Here is a 21,317-nt window from a genome sequence, read left to right as displayed (position 1 = left end):
TCGCACTTATTAACCTATCCAAAATGTGTCATCTTAGATGGGTTTAAGCCGGGTAAACTGATGCTCAGGGGTATACGTGCAGTTAACAAGTTTTACTGATTATGGTCTGCGGGCGCTGACTTATATGGCCTCGCTGCCTGAAGGCCAAATGACCAGCATTTCTCAGGTGACTGAGGTCTATGGCGTGTCTCGCAATCATATGGTTAAAATAATCAATCAGTTGAGTCGTGTCGGGTTTGTAACCGCTGTACGGGGGAAGAATGGCGGCATACGGTTAGGTAAACCGGCTGACCAAATTCGAATTGGTGACGTTGTGCGCCAGTTAGAACCACTTTCTCTGGTCAATTGCAGTAGTGATTTTTGCCATATAACCCCCGCTTGCCGCTTGAAACAAGTGCTTAATCAGGCGGTACAAAGTTTTCTTAACGAGCTGGATAACTATACTTTAGCCGATATGGTTCAAGATAATACCCCGCTCTACAAGCTATTACTTGTTGAGTAGATTTTTGCTTAATCAAAGATATATATACCCAAAGTAATTGGAGTTGCTGGTAGGCAGCCAGTAAACGAATCCCGATGAGCTTACACTGGTAAGTGATTCGGGTGAGCGCGCGCAGCTAACACCCCTGCGGCTTCAAGTACGTAGGGTATAAGGCTGCTGCTGACAACGGAGGAACCGCAATGTCACAAGATCCATTCTTGGAGCGAGAAGCAGAAAAATATGAGTCACCCATCCCTAGTCGGGAATTCATTTTGGCTCATCTCGCGAAACGCGAAACACCTGCCAGCCGTGAAGAACTGGCAAATGAACTTAATTTATCGGGTGAAGAACAGCTAGAGGCGCTGCGTCGCCGCCTGCGCGCGATGGAGCGTGATGGGCAATTGGTCTTTACCCGTCGTCAGTGCTACGCCTTGCCGGAGCGCCTGGACTTATTGCGCGGGACTGTTATTGGTCATCGTGATGGCTTTGGTTTCTTACGAGTGGAAGGCAGTAAAGACGACCTGTACCTCTCAGCAGAGCAAATGAAAACCGCGATTCATGGCGATGTGGTATTGGCCCAACCTGTTGGCGCTGACCGCAAAGGTCGTCGTGAAGCACGTATCGTGCGCGTATTAGTACCGAAAACCAGCCAGATTGTCGGGCGCTACTTTACTGATGCGGGTACGGGTTTTGTGGTGCCGGATGATGGCCGTTTGAGTTTTGATATTCTGATCCCACCAGATGCCATTAATGGCGCGCGGATGGGGTATATGGTGGTGGTCGAGTTGACCCAGCGCCCGACCCGCCGTACTAAAGCTGTGGGTAAGATTGTTGAAGTACTCGGTGAGAACATGGGGACCAGCATGGCGGTAGATATCGCACTGCGCACTCATGAGATCCCACATACCTGGCCGCCACAAGTTGAAAAACAAGTTGCTGACCTGAAAGAGCAGGTGCCGGAAGAAGCGAAAAAAGGCCGAGTGGATTTACGCAATTTGCCCTTGGTGACTATTGATGGTGAAGATGCCCGCGACTTCGATGATGCTGTTTACTGCGAGAAAAAACGCGGTGGCGGCTGGCGCTTGTGGGTGGCGATTGCTGATGTCAGTTATTATGTGCGCCCGCGCACTGCACTGGATGATGAAGCGCGTAGCCGTGGTAACTCGGTTTACTTCCCGTCACAAGTTGTTCCGATGCTGCCGGAAGTGCTATCAAACGGCCTTTGCTCCCTGAATCCGCAGGTAGACCGCCTGTGCATGGTGTGTGAGATGACCATCTCCGCGCAGGGTAAGCTGTCGTCGTATAAGTTCTACGAAGCGGTGATGAGCTCCCATGCGCGTCTGACCTACACCAAAGTATGGCGAATCATTGACGGCGAAGAATCACTGCGTGAGCAATATAAGCCGTTGGTGCCGCATCTGTTAGAACTGCACACCATGTACAAGGCGTTGGATCAGGCTCGCGCTGAGCGTGGCGGTATTGCGTTCGAAACCGAAGAAGCCAAGTTTATCTTTAACGCCGAACGGCGCATCGAGCGTATTGAGTCGACGGTGCGTAATGACGCGCATAAGTTGATTGAAGAGTGCATGATTCTGGCGAATATCGCCGCCGCGCGGTTTGTGGAAAAACATAACGAACCGGCACTGTTCCGAGTGCATGACCGCCCAAGTGATGACCATATTTCAGCGCTGCGTAGTGTACTCAGTGAGCTGGGTCTGACACTGGGTGGTGGTTTGAAACCAGAGCCAAAAGATTATGCGGTGCTGATGGATGAAGTTGCGGATCGTCCGGATCATGAAATGCTGCAAACCATGTTGCTGCGTTCGATGAAACAGGCGATTTACGATCCGGAAAACCGTGGTCACTTTGGTTTGGCGTTGGCGTCTTATGGTCACTTTACCTCACCCATTCGCCGTTACCCCGATTTGGCTATGCACCGGGCTATCAAGTATCAGCTTGCCAAAGAACACGGTAATGTGAAAGAGCGCTGGACACCAACCGGCGGCTGGCACAGTGAGTACGAAGATATGCTGCAATTGGGCGAACATTGCTCAATGACTGAACGCCGCGCTGATGAAGCGACTCGTAATGTTGCAGATTGGCTGAAGTGTGATTTTATGCAGGATCAGGTGGGGAAAGTCTTCACCGGGATTATTGCCAGCGTCACCGGCTTTGGTTTCTTCGTCCGTCTGGATGATTTGTTTATTGATGGTTTAGTGCATGTTTCCAGTTTGGATAATGACTACTACCGTTACGACAACATTGGCCAGCGTTTGATTGGCGAGTCCTCAGGTCAGGTTTACCGGTTGGGTGATACCGTGGAAATCCGGGTTGAGGCGGTACACATGGATGAGCGCAAAATTGATTTTGCTCTGGTTTCCAGTACCCGTAAACCGCGCGGTGAAGGTAAAACAGCGCGTGATAAAGCCAAGAAAGCCGATGGTCAGCGCACGATGCGCGATACCTCCACTGGTCGTGGCGGTCGTGGTAGCTCATCGAGCTCATCACGTCGTGATGGCGCGCCAGCAGGAAGTGGGCAGAAACACCCTCGTCGTGCTAAAAAACCGGCAAACTTTGAGCCAGATAGCGCTTTCCGCCCGGCAGATGCTGCCGCTAAGTTAGATGACAAAGCATTGGCCGAGAAAAAGGCCAAAGCTAAAGCGAAAAGAGCATCCACCAAGACCAAGAAAATTGCCGCTGCCACCAAGGCCAAGCGCGCAAAGAAAAAAACCAGCAGTGACCAATAATGGCCTGTTGATTGTCGGGCGGCCCTGGTCGCCCGCATTCATTTATATTTAATCATTTATAAAAGAGCATCATGAGCGAAATTATTTACGGCATTCACTCCGTCAAAGCTTTGTTAGACAATGATCCACAACGTTTTCTGGAAGTGTTTATTCTGAAAGGTCGTGACGATCGTCGCCTACAGCCTTTGATTGCCGAACTGGAAGCTGCCGGTTTAGTGATTCAGGTTGCCAGCCGCCAGTGGCTGGATTCACAGGTTGAAGGTGGTGTCCATCAGGGTATTGTGGCGCGAGTCCGTGAAGGGCGTCAGTATCAGGAAAATGACTTGCCAGCGTTACTGGAAAGTGTAGAAACCCCTTTCCTGTTAGTGCTCGATGGCGTTACTGATCCTCATAATCTGGGAGCGTGCTTGCGCAGTGCAGATGCTGCGGGTGTCCATGCGGTTATCGTGCCACGGGATCGCTCAGCGCAGCTGAATGCCATCGCCAAGAAGGTCGCCAGTGGTGCTGCTGAAAACGTACCATTGATTAAAGTCACTAATCTGGCGCGTACGCTGCGAGTGTTACAAGAGCACAATGTCTGGATTGTCGGGACTGCCGGTGAAGCAGATCATACATTGTATCAAAGCAAAATGACCGGTCCGATGGCATTAGTGATGGGAGCTGAGGGCGAAGGTATGCGCCGTTTGACCCGCGAACACTGTGATGAACTGATCAGCATTCCGATGGCAGGGAGTGTTTCTTCACTCAATGTGTCGGTTGCTACCGGTGTGTGTTTGTTTGAAGCAGTGCGTCAGCGAGCGCTTAAAGCCTAATCTACCCGTCGCCCTTCAAGATGCAGGGTGTTGGCTGCCTTCACTCACCCCAGTCACTTACTTGTGTAAGTTCCTGGGGACTCGCTCACTTGCCGCCTACCTGCATCCCGAAGTACTTGGGTATATGCATTTCATACCGGCATTTCAATCAAGCCAACATTTCCGGATGTTGGCTTTTTGTTTTTTATTTTTCACACAGAGAATTTCGCATCACTATCAGCGATATAGAGTGGATTAATCGCTGTTTGTGATATGTCTGTCAGCAAAAAAAACCGCCTGCACCATACTTAAACCTGATTTATGAATGCCGATTTCACAATAAGTACCGAAATGGAGGAAGGTATGGAGTGGCAGACTCATTTGGTTTTCAACCAGCCAGAGCCTTTATCTAACAGTAATTTATATCTGTCTGATAGGGCCTTGCGGGAAGCAGTGATGCGGGAACATGCTGGCTGGGATGAAGAGGATCTTTCTCGGATTGGACTTCAACTTGGCTCACAGGAGTTGCTTGAATTAGGGCGGCTGGCAAACGCCAATCCGCCAGAATTATTGCGCTATGATGCAGCTGGCCAGAGATTGGATCAGGTGCGATTCCATCCTGCCTGGTATGTGTTAATGCAAGAGTTGGTTAATCACCGGGTGCATAATTTGCCTTGGCAGGAAGATGCGCGGATAGGTTCTTTCGTCGCCAGAGCGGCGCGTTTTATCCTGCATGCTCAGGTAGAGGCGGGGACATTATGCCCAATAACTATGACATTTGGTGCCATTCCGCTGCTGCAACAAACACTTTCGCCGTTATTCCAAAGCTGGATACCAGCACTGCTTTCAGATCGCTATGACTCGCATCAAATCGTCGGTAGCCAGAAGCGTGGTTTATTAATTGGCATGGGTATGACTGAGAAACAGGGCGGATCCGATGTGTTAAGTAACTCCACCAGAGCAGTGCCGCTAGAGGTACGCGGTAATGGTGAAGCTTATCGTCTGGTCGGACACAAATGGTTTTTCTCGGTACCTCAAAGTGACGCGCATCTGATATTGGCTCAAGCCGAAGGGGGGCTATCTTGTTTTTTCCTGCCTAAAGTATTGCCGGACGGCACCTATAATGCCATTCGCTTAGAGCGCCTGAAAGAGAAGCTCGGCAATCGTTCCAATGCCAGCAGTGAAGTTGAATTTGATAATGCTACCGCGTGGTTATTAGGCGATGAGGGCGACGGCATTCGCCAAATTCTAAAAATGGGTGGATATACTCGTTTTGATTGTGCGCTCGGTAGTCATGGCCTGATGAGAAGAGCCTTCTCCGTCGCGCTGTATCATGCGTGGCAGCGGCAGGCCTTTGGTAAAGCATTAGTTGACCAGCCTTTGATGCGGCAAGTCTTAAGTCGTATGGCATTGCGTTTAGAAGGCCATACCGCGTTATTGATGCGTCTGGCCAGTGCATGGGAGAACACCGGCGAGGTTCATGAGCAGGTATTCAGTCGGCTGCTGACGCCAGCGGCAAAATATCGTGTCTGCGGGCTGGGCAGCGGGTTTGTCGCCGAGGCGATGGAAGTTCTCGGCGGGATTGGCTATTGCGAACAAAGCGAGCTGCCGCGGATTTATCGTGAAATGCCGGTCAACAGCATTTGGGAAGGCTCTGGCAATATTATGTGTCTTGATGTGCTGCGAACCTTCCGCAAACTCCCTTCTACAATAGAAATGCTTCAGCAAGAGTTTTATTCAGTGCGAGGGCAAAATCGGTTGTTTGACCGGGCATGGCGACAATTGCAGCAGCGGCTGAAAAATCCCAAGGAAGAACAGGGGCGGGCGATAACTCAGCAACTTTTTGACTTATGTTGTGCATCTCAATTGCTGCGGTTTGCCTCGCCGCCATTGGCCGACGCCTGGTGTCGCATGACGCTAGATCACCGAGATCAATACATGGTGCCTGAAGCGGTTTGCGCGCTGCTGCTCAGTCGCGGTAGCGGCATAAAATAAGCACGAAATCATTTATACAGCTAATTATTTATACAACAGAGCATTAGCATACCAAATGCCTGGATAAATACTGTCAGACATCATGATAATCAAATAGTAGGGCGCACCACTGGCATTGGCTCTACGTTTAATTTCAGCTTCAATATCCATTGGGCTGCCAAATACTTGAGCTGAAACGGTGCCCACTTTTTGTAAATTAAGGCTCTGTGCGCGGGTGATTTCCTGGGCATAGGGCTGAGCAACAGGTGGCGGAACCGGAGTAATGTGAAAAGCACTGCAAGCCGAGAGTCCCAAAGTGACCAGTAAGACTACCATTACACGTTTTAAATTCATTTTTGCCCCTTTGTCAGCTGCGATATCACTGCTAAGCCCATTATTTCTCAAGTGTAACGCTGCAACCTCAAGTATGAGGGAATATCTTGGAAGAAATTGATTTAAGACTTTATATCTTCATTTTGGCACACTGCATCTATCTGTTATAAGCCTGTTCGCTGCCTGATAAATCAAGGATTTTCACCATGATTGAGATGTCGCTGGAAAACATTAATGGGATTGAGGTCATCCATGCAGCCCCTGTGGGCCAGCGTCAGCAGCCGTTACCCACCATTTTCTTTTATCATGGCTACACCTCGTCAAAAGAAGTCTATTCCTATTTTGCCTATGCTTTCGCCCAAGCCGGCTTTCGCACTATAGCGCCAGATGCAGATATGCATGGTGCGCGTTTTGACGGCAATGAAACTCAGCGACTGTCTCATTTCTGGGAAATCCTCAAATCAAATATTGATGAACTACCTGGGCTTAAACAGCATTATCAACAGGCTGGATTGATTGACGGTGATCGAATGGGTGTTGCGGGTGCATCAATGGGGGGGATGACCGCATTAGGCGCGTTTGCTCGCTACCCTTGGCTCAGTGTTGCGGCCAATTTTATGGGGTCAGGCTATTTTACTTCGTTGGCGCATTCGCTGTTTCCACCTTTGAACGCAGGACAGGAGCTCAGCCCGGCGGAGTTTGAACGTCGTCTTGCACCCCTGTCAGATTATGATCTTTCCCATCAGTTGGAAAAAATTGCTGAGCGGCCTTTATTGGTTTGGCATGGCGAAGCGGATGATGTGGTGCCAGCGGCGGAGAGTGGGCGCTTGGTTCAGGCACTGAGAGTCAGCGGGCGTGATAACCACCTGACCTATCTTACAGAGGCAGGCGTTGGTCATAAAATTACCCCTACTGCCTTAACTGCAGGGACGCATTTCTTTAATCAACATCTATAAAAAACCCCCGACAAGCGGGGGAATGGGGATGAGTATTGTCTTTTTTATCGATGTTTCTCTGGTGTTGTATTTATCTATTGAATTTTAGCGATAGAGAACGGCATTAACGTGCATGGAACTGTTGTCGCCTTCCTACATATTGAAATCTATTGGGGATGTGCGGTGGATGTAAATAATTCTAGTCGTTTTTGTTAATTTAAAAATACGTAGTAATTGATTCATTCTGTCAAAAAAAGTGAATGATATTTATGTCGAGATAATGATTTGATTGAAATATTTAGTAGACGAGTGGATCTACATCCATTGGTTGTTTAATGAACAAAAAGTGCGATTTTTGTTGAGTAAGGGTTAGAACAAGAATAAATCCCCCGCAGTCCTTGAGTTTCAAGCCGCCCGCAAGTATAGTTACGCGTCATTTTTCAGCCGCACACAAACACGTTCCTTGCCTCCATGGGCCGCGGTTGACCCTATCAGGAGGCTGAATAATCCGTAAGGAGCAATAATCGATGCGTCATTACGAAATCGTTTTTATGGTCCATCCTGACCAAAGCGAACAGGTTCCGGGCATGATCGAGCGCTATAGTGCAACTATCACTAATGCTGCTGGTACGATCCACCGTCTGGAAGACTGGGGCCGCCGTCAACTGGCTTATCCGATCAACAAACTGCATAAAGCTCACTACGTTCTGCTGAACGTTGAAGCGCCGCAGGAAGCGATCGATGAGCTGGAAACAAACTTCCGCTTCAACGACGCCGTTATCCGTAGCATGGTTATGCGCGTTAAGCACGCGGTAACTGAAGCATCACCAATGGTTAAAGCGAAAGACGAACGCCGTGAGCGTCACGACTTTGCGTCAGAAGCCAATGATGATTCTGAAGCTGGGGATTCTGAAGAGTAATTGCCGTGGTGACCACTAATCGTCTGGTACTCTCTGGCACTGTGTGCAAGACACCGGTTCGAAAAGTAAGTCCTTCTGGAATTCCGCATTGTCAATTTGTGCTTGAGCACCGATCAACACAGCAGGAAGCCGGATTTAGCCGACAAACATGGTGCAGAATGCCCATCATCGTCAGCGGGCAAAAGTCACAAGCATTAACTCACAGTATAACGGTCGGCAGTCAGTTAACCGTTGAAGGCTTCATTAGTTGCCATCAAGGCCGCAATGGGCTAAACAAATTGGTTCTGCATGCCGAGCAGATTGAATTTATAGATTCTGGAGACTAGCCAAATGGCACGTTATTTCCGTCGTCGCAAGTTCTGCCGTTTTACCGCGGAAGGCGTTGTAGAGATTGATTATAAAGATATCGCTACGCTGAAAAACTATATCACTGAAAGTGGTAAAATTGTCCCGAGCCGTATTACCGGTACTCGCGCAAAATACCAGCGTCAGCTCGCCCGTTGTATCAAGCGCGCACGCTACCTGTCTTTGTTGCCGTACACTGATCGTCATCAGTAATCGGCCACTGTCCATTAACGACTTTGAGAGGATAAGGTAATGCAAGTTATTCTGCTTGATAAAGTAGCAAACCTGGGCAGCCTGGGTGACCAAGTGAACGTTAAAGCGGGCTACGCTCGTAACTTCCTGGTTCCACAGGGTAAAGCTGTTCCGGCAACTAAGAAAAACGTTGAGTTCTTTGAAGCACGCCGTGCAGAATTGGAAGCCAAATTGGCTGGCGTTCTGGCTGCTGCTGAAGCTCGCGCAACCAAAATTAACGAACTGGTCAGCGTCACCATCGCTTCTAAAGCAGGTGATGAAGGCAAACTGTTCGGCTCTATCGGTACTCGCGACATCGCTGATGCAGTTACTGCAGCTGGCGTTGAAGTAGCCAAGAGCGAAGTTCGTCTGCCGAATGGCGTTCTGCGTACTACTGGTGATCATGAAGTTCACTTCCAGGTACACAGCGACGTGTTCGCGCAATTGAACGTGATCGTGGTTCCAGAAGCGTAAGTTACGCTGCTGTAAACCTGTTAAAACGCCAGCCTCGTGCTGGCGTTTTGCTTTTGAGGCAAGTGACAAAAGGCATTAGGGTGCCGCTGGCAACATAATATCAAACTCACACAGTTCAGGTGCCACTCCCGAACAGCGGTAAAGTTCAAAGAACGCCGCTTGTTGATACTGCCAATAGGGTTTTCCACTGATAGATGCCCGCCATGTTTTATTATCGAAGTACATATCAAGTAACTTACCTTCGGCTTGCAAGTTATAGGTACATTTCTGGAACCGCCCCTGATCAATAATATTATCTTCTCCGCCATCACTATTGAGAATCAAAAGGGCTTCATGGAAACTCTTAATCGTGCCGTCGTGGGGGATATCCCCTTGTAAGGTGCCCCCCCACTCGCCCACACCAGCGGTATGGGCGTTATAGACTCCGTTGCTGTGTTTGATGGTATCAATAGCCGGGCAATGCTGTGTTGCGAATGCGCCAAAGGGCATCAGTAGCAACACGAAAGGTAATTTATATTTCATCATCATTCCCTCAATTTATGAATACAGCTGTTTATAAATACAGCTGTCAGCTAGTGGATGGCGTTAACCATCCAAAACAACTTAATTCGAGGGGAGTTAGGATGACAATATCAAAGAAAATAAGGCGTTAGATAGAAGGGCTATGGTTCGCAGCCATTAACGCACGCGACGATAGCTGCCATCGCTTTGGCGGGTAAACAGCACTTCCGTACTATTGGTGGTTTCAATAGCCAAGGCGGTGACCACGCCTTGTGCATCCAGCATGATTTTGACTTCCTGACCGGCTTTAAGGTTACTGAGCGGTTTATCATTACCTTCGGCTTGCGCCATGGCAAAAACGTCATTTACCGGCAAATTATTATCGCGAAATAGCTGTGCCAGTGTTTTTCCTGCTTGAATTTGATAACTCTGCCAATTTCCCTGTAGCGGGGGAGTCGCCTCAGGTGTAACCGGTGGTGCCACCGTTGGAGGTGGCGGAGCATCAAGATTACCCTGTAATTGGGCCTGTAGTGGCACGTCTGTGGACGGTGCACTCACCGGAAATGCATTATTGGTATTATCACGGGAAACCGGCCACAACAGTGCCAGCAGCAATACTGTGGTTGCAATAATGACCCAGCGACGGTGAAAGTGAGGTAATGGCTCCATCCACTCAAAATTGTCTGGCAAGTGCCAGATTTTCAGCAGTAGCTTTTTAATCCCTTTTTCCTGTGCGGCGGTAGCGACACTTTCAGGGGACACATTATTTTCAGTAGGGGTGATATCCTCTGCGGGAGAAATGTGTTCAGACGCACTGACTTCAGACATCAGATTATGATCATCAACATTTTTAGCATCTGGCATTATTCTCTGCCTGATACTCAGCCAGGTGTGCAGCAGTGGCTGATAAACCCGAGTGCTTTTCCTTCTCCTGGGCGCGATTCTGCCCATGGTGACCTCTCTTCGACTACGTAAAACTACATAAATAATAAAATGGCACTTTACCCATAGGCTTCTAAGTATAACCCTTCTTGCTTGAAGTTGGGCTAAGCCACTGTCTAACTGATGCCAAAAGACAGAATCTGGTGATACCTAAAGAGGGATCCGCGACTATTGTTTCTTTTTCTACGACAAAAGTCATCATTCGCGAAGCAAGATTTTACCGCACTCCCCTGCTGCTGTTATGCTGACGGCTTCGACATGATTAGCGACTAAAGGAAAATCCATGACAACCCCTTCTTTTGATAGCGTTGAAGCGCAAGCAAGCTACGGAATTGGTTTACAAATCGGGCAACAATTGCAAGAGTCCGGGCTGGAAGGTTTACTGCCAGAAGCACTGTTGGCAGGTTTGCGTGACGCGATGGAAGGGAATGCACCCACCGTTCCTGTTGATGTCATACATCGCGCGCTACAGGAAGTGCATGAAAAAGCTGATAAAGTGCGTGTTGAGCGCCAACAGGCTTTGGTAGAAGAAGGGAAAGCATTCCTGGAAGAGAATGCCAAGCGTGATGACGTTACCACCACTGAATCTGGCTTACAATTCTCTGTATTACAGGCGGGTGATGGCCCGATCCCATCCCGTCAAGACCGTGTACGGGTACACTATACTGGCCGTCTGGTAGATGGCACTGTATTTGATAGCTCAGTTGAACGTGGCCAGCCTGCAGAATTCCCAGTCAGTGGTGTTATTCCGGGCTGGATTGAAGCTCTGTCCATGATGCCAGTTGGTTCTAAGTGGAAGTTGTACATCCCGCACAACCTGGCTTATGGCGAGCGTGGTGCTGGTGCGACTATCCCACCATTCAGCGCATTAATGTTTGAAGTGGAACTGTTGGAAATTCTGTAATTTTCGCAAACAGTGACAATAAAAAAAGGGCGACATGATGTCGCCCTTTGGCATTTAGTGAGCCGGTAAATAATGGGCAATGAAGTTATTCGCCATCCAGCGCGCGGGGAAACAGCAAATTGTTTTCCAGATGAATATGTTCCATCAGGTCAGTTATGAATTCATTGATGCCAGTGTAAAGCGCGCGCCAGGTATTACAGGCACCTTCTGGTGGCGTCATATTTTGTGTTAGTCGTTTAACGATTTCCAATTGTTGCCCTACCGCATCATGCTCAGCTTCCATCACAAAGATGGGCCCACCGGCCTGTGACCCCATACCGCGTTTGATCATTGGAAACAGAATTTGTTCCTCTTTGTACATATGCTGGGTCAGTTCTTCTAAAATCGCCGTCAGTTCGGTTGCTAATCCACGAGGGCAGGCTGGTTTCTCGCCATGAACGCGTTCAACTTTTTCTGCCATAAGAATCAATTCTGGCAGTTGTTCGCGATGGCGGTTGTGATAGCGGCTGATAATAAAATCAATGATGTCTGCCAGCGGTTGCTGTTGCCAATCCTCAGATGACTGCGGTTCGGCTTGCAAAGCACTAAGCTGCGCCTCCAGCTCATCAATATTAAGATTTAACTTAGTGGCGGCCCGTAACAGTGTTTGCTTGCCACCACAGCAGAAATCCAACTGATGCTGACGGAATAATTTTGTTGCCCGTGGAATGGCGATAGCCAAAGCCCCTAGAGATTGATTGCGGTAATCCATGATGACACCTCATTGAGTAATTAAATATTTATAACATGCATAATAAGTACATGTTATAAATTGCGATATAGCTCTAAAGAGGTAGGTGAGACAGCCACAGCGCTCCGTAACGCGCTGTGGCAAGAGGTTAATGACAAAACTGCTGATAGCTCAGTGAGTGAAGGGTTTACCGTACCAAGGGGTACTCCGGTGGCTCACACCACTACGACCCCAACGGCACGATTCTCCTTCATTTAACTTTGTCAGTAGCAAAGCGTGGCGCTGTGGCCAGAGGTTATTTCTGCTGTAAATCTATTTTGTATACTTCGAAACCGATCTCGTCAGTACCCATTGCTTTCATTGGGTATTGCGCTTTTTGCTTAATAAATTCAGCGGCTTTGGCACTTGGTGAGGTTTCAAAACGAACATCCAGCGGCTGCGGACTGTTCAGCGTCGCTAAACGCCAGTTGTTATCCGCTTGCGGGGTTACCTGCCCATTTTTTTTGGTTTCTGCACTGATATAAGCTGACAGAACCGCCCGGTTTTCATCTGGAGAGGCGAACGCAATATGACTATCACCGGTGCCAGCAAATTTACCGCTATAGGCTCGGTAGTTGTTGGTGGCAATCAGGAATGTGGCTTTCGGATCAATAGGTTTGCCATTAAACGTCAGATTTTTGATGCGTTCAGCTTTGTCATTAATTAGCGCACACTCGCCGTCATAGCGCGCAGGCTGGCTGACATCAATTTCATAGTTAACCCCATCGATAACATCGAAATTATAAGTACGGAAACCTTCCCAGTTAATCAGTGACTGCGGTTTACTGCTGTTCACATCAATTTGATTAAATTGTCCGGCGGAGCACTCCAGCCATTGTTTAACATCCGCGCCGCTGGCTTTCACTACCACCAATGTGTTCGGGTAAAGATAGAGGTCGGCGGCGTTGCGGAAGGTCAGTTCGTCTTTTTCCACTTCGACAAAACTGGCGGGGTCATTTTTACGGCCACCGGCTTTAAAGGGCGCTGCAGCAGAAAGTACCGGTAAATCGGCCAAATCAGGATCGCCCTGAATAAAGTGTTCGGTATAGGCGCGCTGGGCATTATTGACAATTTGTACTGTCGGATCGTCTTGGATCAGCGACAAATAGCTATACATATTATCCGATGCTTTGCCGATCGGTTGACTGACAAAATTACGGGTGCCTTGATGATCGGCGGCTAACACTTTGACCAGGTTTGCATTTTCGGCGGCCAGCGATTTTTGTGTCGCTTTATCAAAGATAGGGCGGGCTTCGGCCTTGGCTTGAGTCACCTGCCACTGGCCTTGGTCGTTATTCAGAACAAAATCAACTACACCAAGATGGTCACCCCACTGGCCTGGCATCACTGCCGGAATACCGTTTAATGTTCCCTGTGCAATATCCGCCCCTTTGATAGTGGCAAAGTCTTTACTCGGGAAAACGGCGTGGGCATGGCCAAACATAATGGCATCAATTCCTGGCACTTGGCTGAGGTAGTAAACCGAGTTTTCCGCCATAGTTTTGTAAGGGTCACTGGAGAGGCCGGAGTGGGGGATAGCGACCACTAAGTCGGCACCTTGCTTACGCATTTCCGGTACCCATTTTTTAGCGGTTTCGGTGATGTCATCGACGGTAACTTTGCCGGTAAGGTTGGCTTTATCCCATATCATGACTTGCGGAGGCACAAAACCAATGTACCCAATACGCAGGTTATGGTTTTTCCCGTCGCGATCTTTGACCGGGGTATTAACAATTATATAAGGTTGAAACAGGGGTTTACCGGTTTTGACATCAATGACGTTGGCATTAACATAGGGGAATTTAGCCCCTGCCAGTGATTTTTTTAGATAATCCAGACCATAATTAAATTCATGGTTGCCGATGTTGCCCACGGCATAATCCAGTGTGTTCATCGCCTTATAAACAGGATGAATCTCACCGGCCTTTAACCCTTTGGCGGCCATATAATCACCCAGTGGGCTGCCCTGAATCAGGTCGCCATTATCCACCAGCACACTGTTAGTGGCTTGTTGGCGAGCCGCTTCAATCAGACTTGCCGTACGGACCAGGCCGAATTTCTCCGTAGGTTTGTCTTTGTAATAATCGAAATCCATCATATTGCTATGCAGGTCGGTGGTTTCCAGTACTCGCAAATCAACCGTCGCGGCCTGCGCTGTTGAGGTTGTGAGAGCAATCAGGCTGGCAAGAAGGGATAACGTCAGCGGACGCTTAAACATGGCTTTCTCCATCGTGGCTTTTCCATTAAGAAAACAATTCGACCTGTATCGCAAAAGAATATGTAAATTTAATAGGTCGTCATAACAAAGTGTGAAGTTTGGCAGAAAATGGTTTTGGATAACGCGGAGATGCTCACAGTTGCAGTAGGCAAGTTTCCCTGATTTTATTGAGGGTTATCCGACAAAGGTGGCTATTTGGCCGGAAAATAATTAGTCTGCCAAACATGTATTACGCATTGTGACGATTAATTTTTATTTTAGCTTTGCGTTCTAGAATGAATATAGCGTGGGTGATAAGTTCCAGGAACCCTTATTGATTTAACAATCACTATCAATATTCGACATGACTCATAAAACCAAGGGGTGGATGATGTTAGAGCAAATTTGCCAGTTGGCCCGCGAGGCAGGCGTGGCGATTATGGCGGTCTATCAGGGGGAGAAGCCCCTTGATATGGCCCATAAAAAAGATGATTCGCCTGTTACGGCGGCAGATCTTGCCGCCCATCAAATTATCAAAGCCGGATTGGCGGCATTGACCCCTGACATTCCTCTGTTATCTGAAGAGGACCCACCGACTTGGGCGATGCGCCAACACTGGCAGCGCTACTGGTTGGTTGATCCACTGGATGGTACCAAAGAATTTTTGAGTCGCAATGGCGAATTCACCGTCAATATCGCCCTGATTGACCAAGGGGTACCGGTGTTGGGAGTAGTTTATGCTCCGGCAAGCGAGGTGATGTATAGCGCGGAAAATGGCCAGGCGTGGAAAGAAGAGTGTGGCCGGCGTATGCAGATTGAGGTACGTGATGCCGTTCCGCCGCTGGTGGTTGTCAGCCGGTCTCACAGTGATGCTGAGTTGGAAGATTATTTGGCGCAATTGGGCGAACATCAGACGGTAGCGGTTGGCTCATCACTCAAGTTTTGTTTGGTCGCTGAAGGAAAAGCGCAACTATATCCTCGCTTTGGGCCGACCAATGTGTGGGACACCGCCGCTGGACATGCAGTCGCTATAGCTGCCGGGGCACAAGTTCACGATTGGCAGGGTAAACCACTTTCTTATATCCCACGTGAATCATTCCTGAACCCCGGCTTTAGAGTGTCTTTGTTCTAGTTTTACTGTTTCACAAGTTGGTGCAGTTGGTCGATGACCTGCTGCACTTCTTCTGCGGTCAGCGCACCGTCTTTGATAAATTTAACGTTTCCTTGTTGGTCCAGTACCACGATAGCCGACCCTTTCTCTGCTAAACCCCAGGCCTTTTTGACATTCCCATTGCTGTCGACCACAAACTGCGACCAGGGAAATTCCCGCTTATTACTTTCAATGCTATTACGCACAAACATTGCGGTACCAATGATGGCGTCATCGGTATTGACGATTGTCGTCGTTTGGTAATGTTCGTGTGGCAGATTGGCGTGTTTGATGGCCTCCACCAACGGCGCATTCAGTTCTTTTGCTGATGTGCGGCCAGCAATATGCTGGACAACTCGCACTTTGCCGGGCAACTGCGAGCTATTCCAGTTTTTATAGCTAAACTGATCAGTAGCCTTATCGTAGTTTAATTCGCCTTTATCGCTGACACCTACTGGCGGAACCCGCTGGTCAACTTGGATGGTGAGCGCGCTAGCCATAAAGGGAGTTAACAGCAGCGACAGTATAAGCAGGCTATTTTTTATCATGGGATGTCCTTTAGGATCTTATGAATGATGACTTAGTCCTGACAGCAGACAAGTTTCCCAATAATAGGTGCAGATCAGAGGTCTGTCCTGTTTGTCTAAAATAATTATTTCTGGCACTGACTAGATGGTTATTCTGTCCTTAGCTCTCATTATTTCTCACTCACACTGTAATGTTGTGTCAGGTCAGCATCAATGACTAGTTTTGCGGGAACTTAACGCCATACTCTAGGTCTATTACTCTGCAATTATCTTACGCTACCTGTGATCTTGGTCGCTAAGGCGCCAGAGGGTACGTACTAGTGCTATGGGAGGAAAGTAAAACAATGAGGATCTTCCAACGTTACAATCCTGCAAAAATCGCGATGTATGTCAAAACGCTATTTCGCGGTCGGTTGTATATCAAGGATATGGGGGCTTTTGAGTTTGATAAGGGCAAAATTTTAATCCCGAAAGTTAGGGATAAACGCCATTTTGAGGTGATGTCGGAAGTTAACCGGCAAGTAATGCGTCTGCAAACTGAAGTCTAGTGACATCCCCGGCTCGAATTAATTGCGGCTCCTAAATAGGGGCCGCTAATGTTTCAATCATCATAAAAATGTCAGCGGTTATGCGTCACTACTTTCATGCGGTGCTTTTGGTAATATCGGCGCCGGCTGATCACTGAGTTTGGTCACCAATAACTGATCGATTTTATAGCTATCGATGTCCACCACTTCAAATTTGTAACCGGCATATTTGACGAAATCGGTACGCTTTGGAATTTTGCGTAACATATACATCATAAAGCCACCGATAGTTTCATAATTGCCCGATTGCGGGAATTCGTCGATATGCAACACGCGCATGACGTCTTCAATTGGCGTACCACCCTCAATCAACCATGAGCTTTCATCACGGGCGACAATCTGTTCTTCCTGCCCCTGGCCGACCAAATCGCCCATCAAGGTGGTCATCACGTCATTCAGCGTGATTATCCCAACAACCAACGCATACTCGTTGAGGATAACCGCAAAGTCTTCACCGGCAGTTTTAAAGCTTTCCAGTGCTTCAGAGAGAGTCAGGGTATCCGGCACAATTAACGCTGAGCGGATTTGCACGCCGCTGCTGAGCACCAGGCTCTGGTTGCCCAAGACCCGGTTCAATAAGTCTTTGGAGTCAACATAACCCACAACTTGATCGATATGACCATCGCAGACGAGGAATTTTGAATGCGGGTGGGTCGAAATCTTCTCTTTGATGCTGTCTTCACTTTCCCGTAGATCAAAATAAATCACGCTTTCGCGTGAAGTCATGGAAGAAGGGACGGTACGGGACTCCAGTTCAAAAACGTTTTCAATCAGCTCGTGTTCTTGCTTACGTAGAACCCCCGCCAATGCACCCGCTTCCACAACTGCGTAGATATCATCCGAGGTAATGTCATCATTGCGAACCATTGGCAGCTTGAATAGACGGAAGATCAGGTTCGCCATCCCATTGAAGAACCAAACTAATGGACGACAAATCATCAGGCAGAAACGCATCGGGTTGACGATCCGCACAGCAACCGCTTCAGGTGAAATCATACCGATGCGCTTCGGGGTTAAATCTGCAAACAGAATAAATAAACTGGTTACCAAGACAAATGAGCAAATGAAACTGACTTGATCGGCAAGCTCAGGCGATATAAAACGTTCAAATACCAGCTTGAAAGAGGGCGAGAATGCCGCATCACCGACAATACCACCGAGGATGGCGACGGCATTTAGCCCAATCTGAACCACGGTGAAGAAAATCCCCGGAGTTTCTTGTAATTTAAGTACTCGTAAGGCGTTGATATCGCCTTCATCTGCCAGAAGTTTTAATTTAATTTTTCGCGATGCTGCGAGTGAAATCTCTGATAACGAGAAGAAAGCACTCACTGCGATTAAAAATAGAATCAGTAAAATACTGTTTAACATAATCTGTCCGTGTCGTACCGACGATAGCGCCGGCGATCGTAAGGAAGGGCCATACTGTTATTTCACCCGTCATCTTTCCAACTGCAGGTGTGTTGGCTACTTTCGTTATACCCAAATCACTTACCTGTGTAATCTCATCGGGGTTATAAGCCTCATCAGAGGCTCACTCTGCGGGACAGCGCTTGCCGCCTTCCTGCATCTTGAAATATACCGGGTATATCGTTCAGGTTGAATTTCTGGATAACGGCAGAAAGTCGTTATCGGGCTGAAAATGAACAGCCCGAAGTAGTATAGCAGCAGCAGTGAGAGCGCCGCCAGCCTTACAAATTAGGAGGCATACAAACGCCGATACCGCCCAAACCACAATATCCATGTGGGTTTTTGTATAAATATTGCTGGTGGTCATCTTCGGCGTAGTAAAACGGCAGAGCAGCAGCAATCTCGCTGGTGATAGCTCGGCTGTCACCGGCTTTTATCATGGCTTGTTGGAACAGGGTCTTACCCTCTTGCGCTTGCGCTTCCTGTTCTGGGGTCAACACGTAAATAGCTGAACGATATTGTGTTCCGACATCTCCACCTTGACGCATCCCTGAGCGGGATCGTGATTTTCCCAGAAGATCTGCAATAGTTGCTTATAACTAATGATGGCAGGGTCAAATACAATACGAACCACTTCTGCGTGCGCGGTGCGGCCACTACACACTTCATGGTAGGTTGGGTTTGGTGTGTATCCGCCACTGTAACCTGCGGCGGTGCTATACACGCCCGGTTGTTGCCAAAACAGGCGCTCGACACCCCAGAAGCAGCCCATGGCGAAGATAGCAACTTCCATACCTTCGGGGACATGTGTCATGGAGTGTCCATTCACCACATGGAGAGTTGCGACCGGCATCGGTGTTAGTCGGCCCGGCAAAGCATTCGCCGCATCAATGACGGCAGTTTTATCAAAATTTTGCACCACAATAGACTCCGATGTTGACAGTGAATCCTAAGTTTACAGTAAATTGCTAACAAGATGTTTACAGTGAATGGCGATAGACAGTTGTATCTGATGGCGAGTTTGCACACAATAAGACCCATTCCGCATAAATATAGCGGCTTAAGATAGAGTTTTAGGGGTTATAGGCTTAAATCGGTCTTTGTACGCGGGATGATAGTGTGTTTGATGCCACTTTTTTGAAATGCCCGTAAGATCGTTTTTTACAGGAAAGTAGATCTATTAGATTTCGAGGTACAGGAAGGCGGCAAAGGAGATAATCCCGATAAGCTTACACAGGTAAGTGATTTGGGTGAACCAAAATAGCCAACACACCTGCAACTTGAAAGATGATGGGTATAAAATTTATTGGGAGTACGCGTGCCACGATACCCTATTATTCTGTGTTTTTTATGTGTATTACTCGCCACACCTATCACCTATGCCGCTAATGTGCGGTTGCAGGTTGAGGGTCTTAGCGGGGATTTAGAAAGAAATGTCAGGGCGCGTTTATCAACAATTGGTACTGATGAAGTCACGGCTGATGGACGCTTTCGTTCCAGGGTGGATGAGGCTATCCGTCAGGGGCTACGTGCTTTGGGTTATTACGACCCCACCATTACTTTCGATTTACAAGAACGTCCTGCACCTGCTCGCTCGGTCTTAATCGCCAAAGTGGTTCCCGGAGAGCCGGTTTTGATTGCCGGTGTGGATATCGTGCTGCAAGGCGGGGCGAAAACCGATCCCGATTATCTGGCATTGGTGCGCCGGGATACGCCTAAAATTGGCTCTATTCTCAATCATGGCGATTTTGATAATTTCAAAAGTTCACTGACTGGCCTGGCTTTACGCCGAGGCTATTTCGACGCCAATATGATCAAAAGTCAGTTGGGCGTTGCTGCTGAACTGCGCCAAGCATTCTGGGATATCGATTTCGACAGCGGCGAGCGCTATCGCTTCGGTAAAGTCATCTTCCAAGGCTCACAAATCCGTGAGGACTATCTGCAAAATCTAGTGCCATTCCATGAGGGGGAGCTGTACACCTCTGATGAGTTGGCCGAGCTGAACCGCCGTCTGTCTGCTACAAACTGGTTTAACTCCGTGGTGGTTTCGCCAGATTTTCGTGATGCGAAAAAAACTAAAATATTGCCGCTTGATGCTGTTGTAACCCCACGAACAGAGAATACCGTTGAGTTGGGGGGCGGTTATGCCACAGATGTCGGCCCGCGCCTGACGGCGAGTTGGCGTAAACCTTGGGTTAACTCCTACGGACACAGCCTGACGACTAGCACCACACTCTCGGCCCCTGAACAGACGCTGGATTTCAGCTATCGCATCCCGTTGTTAAAAAATCCACTCGAGCAGTATTACCTGCTTCAGGGCGGGTTCAAACGGACTGATCTTAATGACACTAAATCAGATACCACGACACTCAACGTTGCTCGATTCTGGGATTTGTCCAGCGGTTGGCAGCGCGCGATCAACCTGCGCTGGAGTTTGGATCACTTTACTCAGGGCAGTGTGACTGACACCACGATGCTGCTGTACCCTGGCGTGAGTATCAACCGCACCCGCCAGCGTGGTGGAGCCATGCCGGTTTGGGGGGATAGCCAACGCTATTCCATTGATTGGTCTGATACAACCTGGGGTTCCGATGTTGATTTCGGTATATTCCAGGCACAAAACGTGTGGATACGCACTCTGGGTGAGAAAAACCGCTTTGTGGTACGCGGCAATTTAGGCTGGATTGAAACCAATAATTTTGACCGTGTACCGCCGTCATTGCGCTTCTTCGCTGGTGGGGATCGCAGTATTCGAGGCTATAAATTCCGGGATGTTTCTCCGCGTGATAGCGAAGGTAAGTTAACGGGTGCTTCTAAATTAGCTACCGGTTCTTTCGAATACCAATATAACGTCACTGGTCGTTGGTGGGGCGCGGTGTTCGTCGATACCGGTGAAGCAGTAAATGATATTCGCAAAAGTGATTTAAAAACTGGCGCTGGGTTTGGCGTGCGTTGGGCTTCCCCAGTCGGCCCGATCAAACTGGATATCGCGAAGCCTATTGGTGATAACGAAGCACATGGCGTGCAATTTTATATCGGTTTGGGGCCTGAACTATGACTCGCATAAAAGAACCGACGCAAATAGAGGAACAGGTGCCG

At 48.4% G+C, this 21,317-nt stretch carries 20 protein-coding genes and 1 pseudogene; 13 read left to right on the top strand and 8 right to left on the bottom strand.

Features of this window, described 5'->3' with window-relative positions; genetic code table 11:
• Positions 1-76: 76 nt before the first annotated feature.
• The 4 genes from nsrR (at position 77) to ACF3VQ_RS18810 (ending at position 6,014) form a co-directional block, all read left to right on the top strand.
• Positions 77-502, top strand: coding sequence for a nitric oxide-sensing transcriptional repressor NsrR (nsrR, locus tag ACF3VQ_RS18825; RefSeq protein WP_392432515.1), 426 nt, complete (start codon positions 77-79; stop codon positions 500-502).
• A 179-nt stretch (positions 503-681) separates the two neighbouring features.
• Complete coding sequence (gene rnr, locus ACF3VQ_RS18820; RefSeq protein WP_392432514.1) at positions 682-3,228, top strand: ribonuclease R; 2,547 nt, start codon at positions 682-684, stop codon at positions 3,226-3,228.
• 71 nt (positions 3,229-3,299) lie between these two features.
• Positions 3,300-4,040, top strand: a complete 741-nt coding sequence (rlmB, locus tag ACF3VQ_RS18815) for a 23S rRNA (guanosine(2251)-2'-O)-methyltransferase RlmB (RefSeq protein ID WP_011815427.1) — start codon at positions 3,300-3,302, stop codon at positions 4,038-4,040.
• Positions 4,041-4,370: 330 nt separating this feature from the next.
• On the top strand, positions 4,371-6,014 hold the full coding sequence (locus tag ACF3VQ_RS18810) for an isovaleryl-CoA dehydrogenase (RefSeq protein ID WP_392432513.1): 1,644 nt from the start codon (positions 4,371-4,373) through the stop codon (positions 6,012-6,014).
• A 24-nt stretch (positions 6,015-6,038) separates the two neighbouring features.
• Here the strand turns inward: ACF3VQ_RS18810 and bsmA are convergent, their stop codons facing one another.
• The gene (gene bsmA, locus ACF3VQ_RS18805) at positions 6,039-6,347 is read right to left on the bottom strand and encodes a biofilm peroxide resistance protein BsmA (RefSeq protein ID WP_392432512.1); all 309 of its coding nucleotides are present in this window, start codon (positions 6,345-6,347) and stop codon (positions 6,039-6,041) included.
• A gap of 185 nt (positions 6,348-6,532) precedes the next feature.
• Between bsmA and yjfP the strand changes: the two genes are divergently transcribed.
• The 5 genes from yjfP (at position 6,533) to rplI (ending at position 9,231) form a co-directional block, all read left to right on the top strand.
• A complete protein-coding gene (gene yjfP, locus ACF3VQ_RS18800; RefSeq protein ID WP_392432511.1) occupies positions 6,533-7,282 on the top strand; it encodes an esterase in 750 nt (249 codons plus the stop codon).
• A 506-nt stretch (positions 7,283-7,788) separates the two neighbouring features.
• Complete coding sequence (gene rpsF / locus ACF3VQ_RS18795; protein ID WP_002210153.1) at positions 7,789-8,181, top strand: 30S ribosomal protein S6; 393 nt, start codon at positions 7,789-7,791, stop codon at positions 8,179-8,181.
• Between the two features lie 5 nt (positions 8,182-8,186).
• Positions 8,187-8,507 (top strand): primosomal replication protein N, encoded by a 321-nt coding sequence (gene priB / locus ACF3VQ_RS18790; RefSeq protein ID WP_020282467.1) that lies wholly within the window; start codon positions 8,187-8,189, stop codon positions 8,505-8,507.
• A 4-nt stretch (positions 8,508-8,511) separates the two neighbouring features.
• Positions 8,512-8,739 carry a 30S ribosomal protein S18 gene (rpsR, locus tag ACF3VQ_RS18785; protein WP_002210155.1) on the top strand — a complete coding sequence of 76 codons (228 nt, stop codon included), beginning with the start codon at positions 8,512-8,514 and terminating at the stop codon, positions 8,737-8,739.
• A gap of 39 nt (positions 8,740-8,778) precedes the next feature.
• Entirely contained in the window at positions 8,779-9,231 is a 453-nt protein-coding gene (gene rplI, locus ACF3VQ_RS18780; RefSeq protein WP_025379720.1) for a 50S ribosomal protein L9, read from the top strand.
• A gap of 75 nt (positions 9,232-9,306) precedes the next feature.
• Here rplI and ACF3VQ_RS18775 read toward each other — a convergent pair whose 3' ends face one another.
• Together ACF3VQ_RS18775 and ACF3VQ_RS18770 are read right to left on the bottom strand one after the other, a co-directional pair.
• Positions 9,307-9,756 (bottom strand): DUF3757 domain-containing protein, encoded by a 450-nt coding sequence (locus ACF3VQ_RS18775; RefSeq protein WP_392435703.1) that lies wholly within the window; start codon positions 9,754-9,756, stop codon positions 9,307-9,309.
• A gap of 153 nt (positions 9,757-9,909) precedes the next feature.
• Positions 9,910-10,683, bottom strand: coding sequence for a LysM-like peptidoglycan-binding domain-containing protein (locus tag ACF3VQ_RS18770; protein WP_392432510.1), 774 nt, complete (start codon positions 10,681-10,683; stop codon positions 9,910-9,912).
• A gap of 274 nt (positions 10,684-10,957) precedes the next feature.
• On the opposite strand from ACF3VQ_RS18770, the gene ACF3VQ_RS18765 reads away from it, so the two are divergent.
• Entirely contained in the window at positions 10,958-11,578 is a 621-nt protein-coding gene (locus tag ACF3VQ_RS18765; RefSeq protein ID WP_392432509.1) for a peptidylprolyl isomerase, read from the top strand.
• 85 nt (positions 11,579-11,663) lie between these two features.
• Here the strand turns inward: ACF3VQ_RS18765 and ytfE are convergent, their stop codons facing one another.
• Both ytfE and ACF3VQ_RS18755 read right to left on the bottom strand, forming a co-directional pair.
• The gene (ytfE, locus tag ACF3VQ_RS18760; RefSeq protein WP_392432508.1) at positions 11,664-12,329 is read right to left on the bottom strand and encodes an iron-sulfur cluster repair protein YtfE; all 666 of its coding nucleotides are present in this window, start codon (positions 12,327-12,329) and stop codon (positions 11,664-11,666) included.
• Between the two features lie 274 nt (positions 12,330-12,603).
• On the bottom strand, positions 12,604-14,577 hold the full coding sequence (locus ACF3VQ_RS18755) for a bifunctional 2',3'-cyclic-nucleotide 2'-phosphodiesterase/3'-nucleotidase (protein ID WP_392432507.1): 1,974 nt from the start codon (positions 14,575-14,577) through the stop codon (positions 12,604-12,606).
• A gap of 358 nt (positions 14,578-14,935) precedes the next feature.
• On the opposite strand from ACF3VQ_RS18755, the gene cysQ reads away from it, so the two are divergent.
• Complete coding sequence (gene cysQ, locus ACF3VQ_RS18750) at positions 14,936-15,676, top strand: 3'(2'),5'-bisphosphate nucleotidase CysQ (RefSeq protein ID WP_392435700.1); 741 nt, start codon at positions 14,936-14,938, stop codon at positions 15,674-15,676.
• 2 nt (positions 15,677-15,678) lie between these two features.
• On the opposite strand, the gene ACF3VQ_RS18745 is transcribed toward cysQ, so the two are convergent.
• A complete protein-coding gene (locus ACF3VQ_RS18745) occupies positions 15,679-16,242 on the bottom strand; it encodes a YtfJ family protein (RefSeq protein ID WP_392432506.1) in 564 nt (187 codons plus the stop codon).
• 323 nt (positions 16,243-16,565) lie between these two features.
• On the opposite strand from ACF3VQ_RS18745, the gene ACF3VQ_RS18740 reads away from it, so the two are divergent.
• Positions 16,566-16,769, top strand: coding sequence for a DUF1107 domain-containing protein (locus ACF3VQ_RS18740; protein ID WP_005156335.1), 204 nt, complete (start codon positions 16,566-16,568; stop codon positions 16,767-16,769).
• 78 nt (positions 16,770-16,847) lie between these two features.
• Here the strand turns inward: ACF3VQ_RS18740 and ACF3VQ_RS18735 are convergent, their stop codons facing one another.
• Entirely contained in the window at positions 16,848-18,179 is a 1,332-nt protein-coding gene (locus ACF3VQ_RS18735; RefSeq protein ID WP_392432505.1) for a hemolysin family protein, read from the bottom strand.
• Positions 18,180-18,499: 320 nt separating this feature from the next.
• Positions 18,500-19,137 (bottom strand): annotated as a pseudogene (msrA, locus tag ACF3VQ_RS18730) (peptide-methionine (S)-S-oxide reductase MsrA).
• Positions 19,138-19,551: 414 nt separating this feature from the next.
• Here msrA and ACF3VQ_RS18725 point away from each other — a divergent pair.
• The gene (locus ACF3VQ_RS18725) at positions 19,552-21,276 is read left to right on the top strand and encodes an autotransporter assembly complex family protein (protein ID WP_392435698.1); all 1,725 of its coding nucleotides are present in this window, start codon (positions 19,552-19,554) and stop codon (positions 21,274-21,276) included.
• Positions 21,277-21,317 lie beyond the last annotated feature (41 nt).

Source organism: Yersinia fenwicki, from assembly GCF_043099325.1.
GTDB lineage: Bacteria > Pseudomonadota > Gammaproteobacteria > Enterobacterales > Enterobacteriaceae > Yersinia.
Note: the sequence above shows the minus strand (reverse complement) of the source record. Positions and strands in the feature narration are given on the sequence as shown.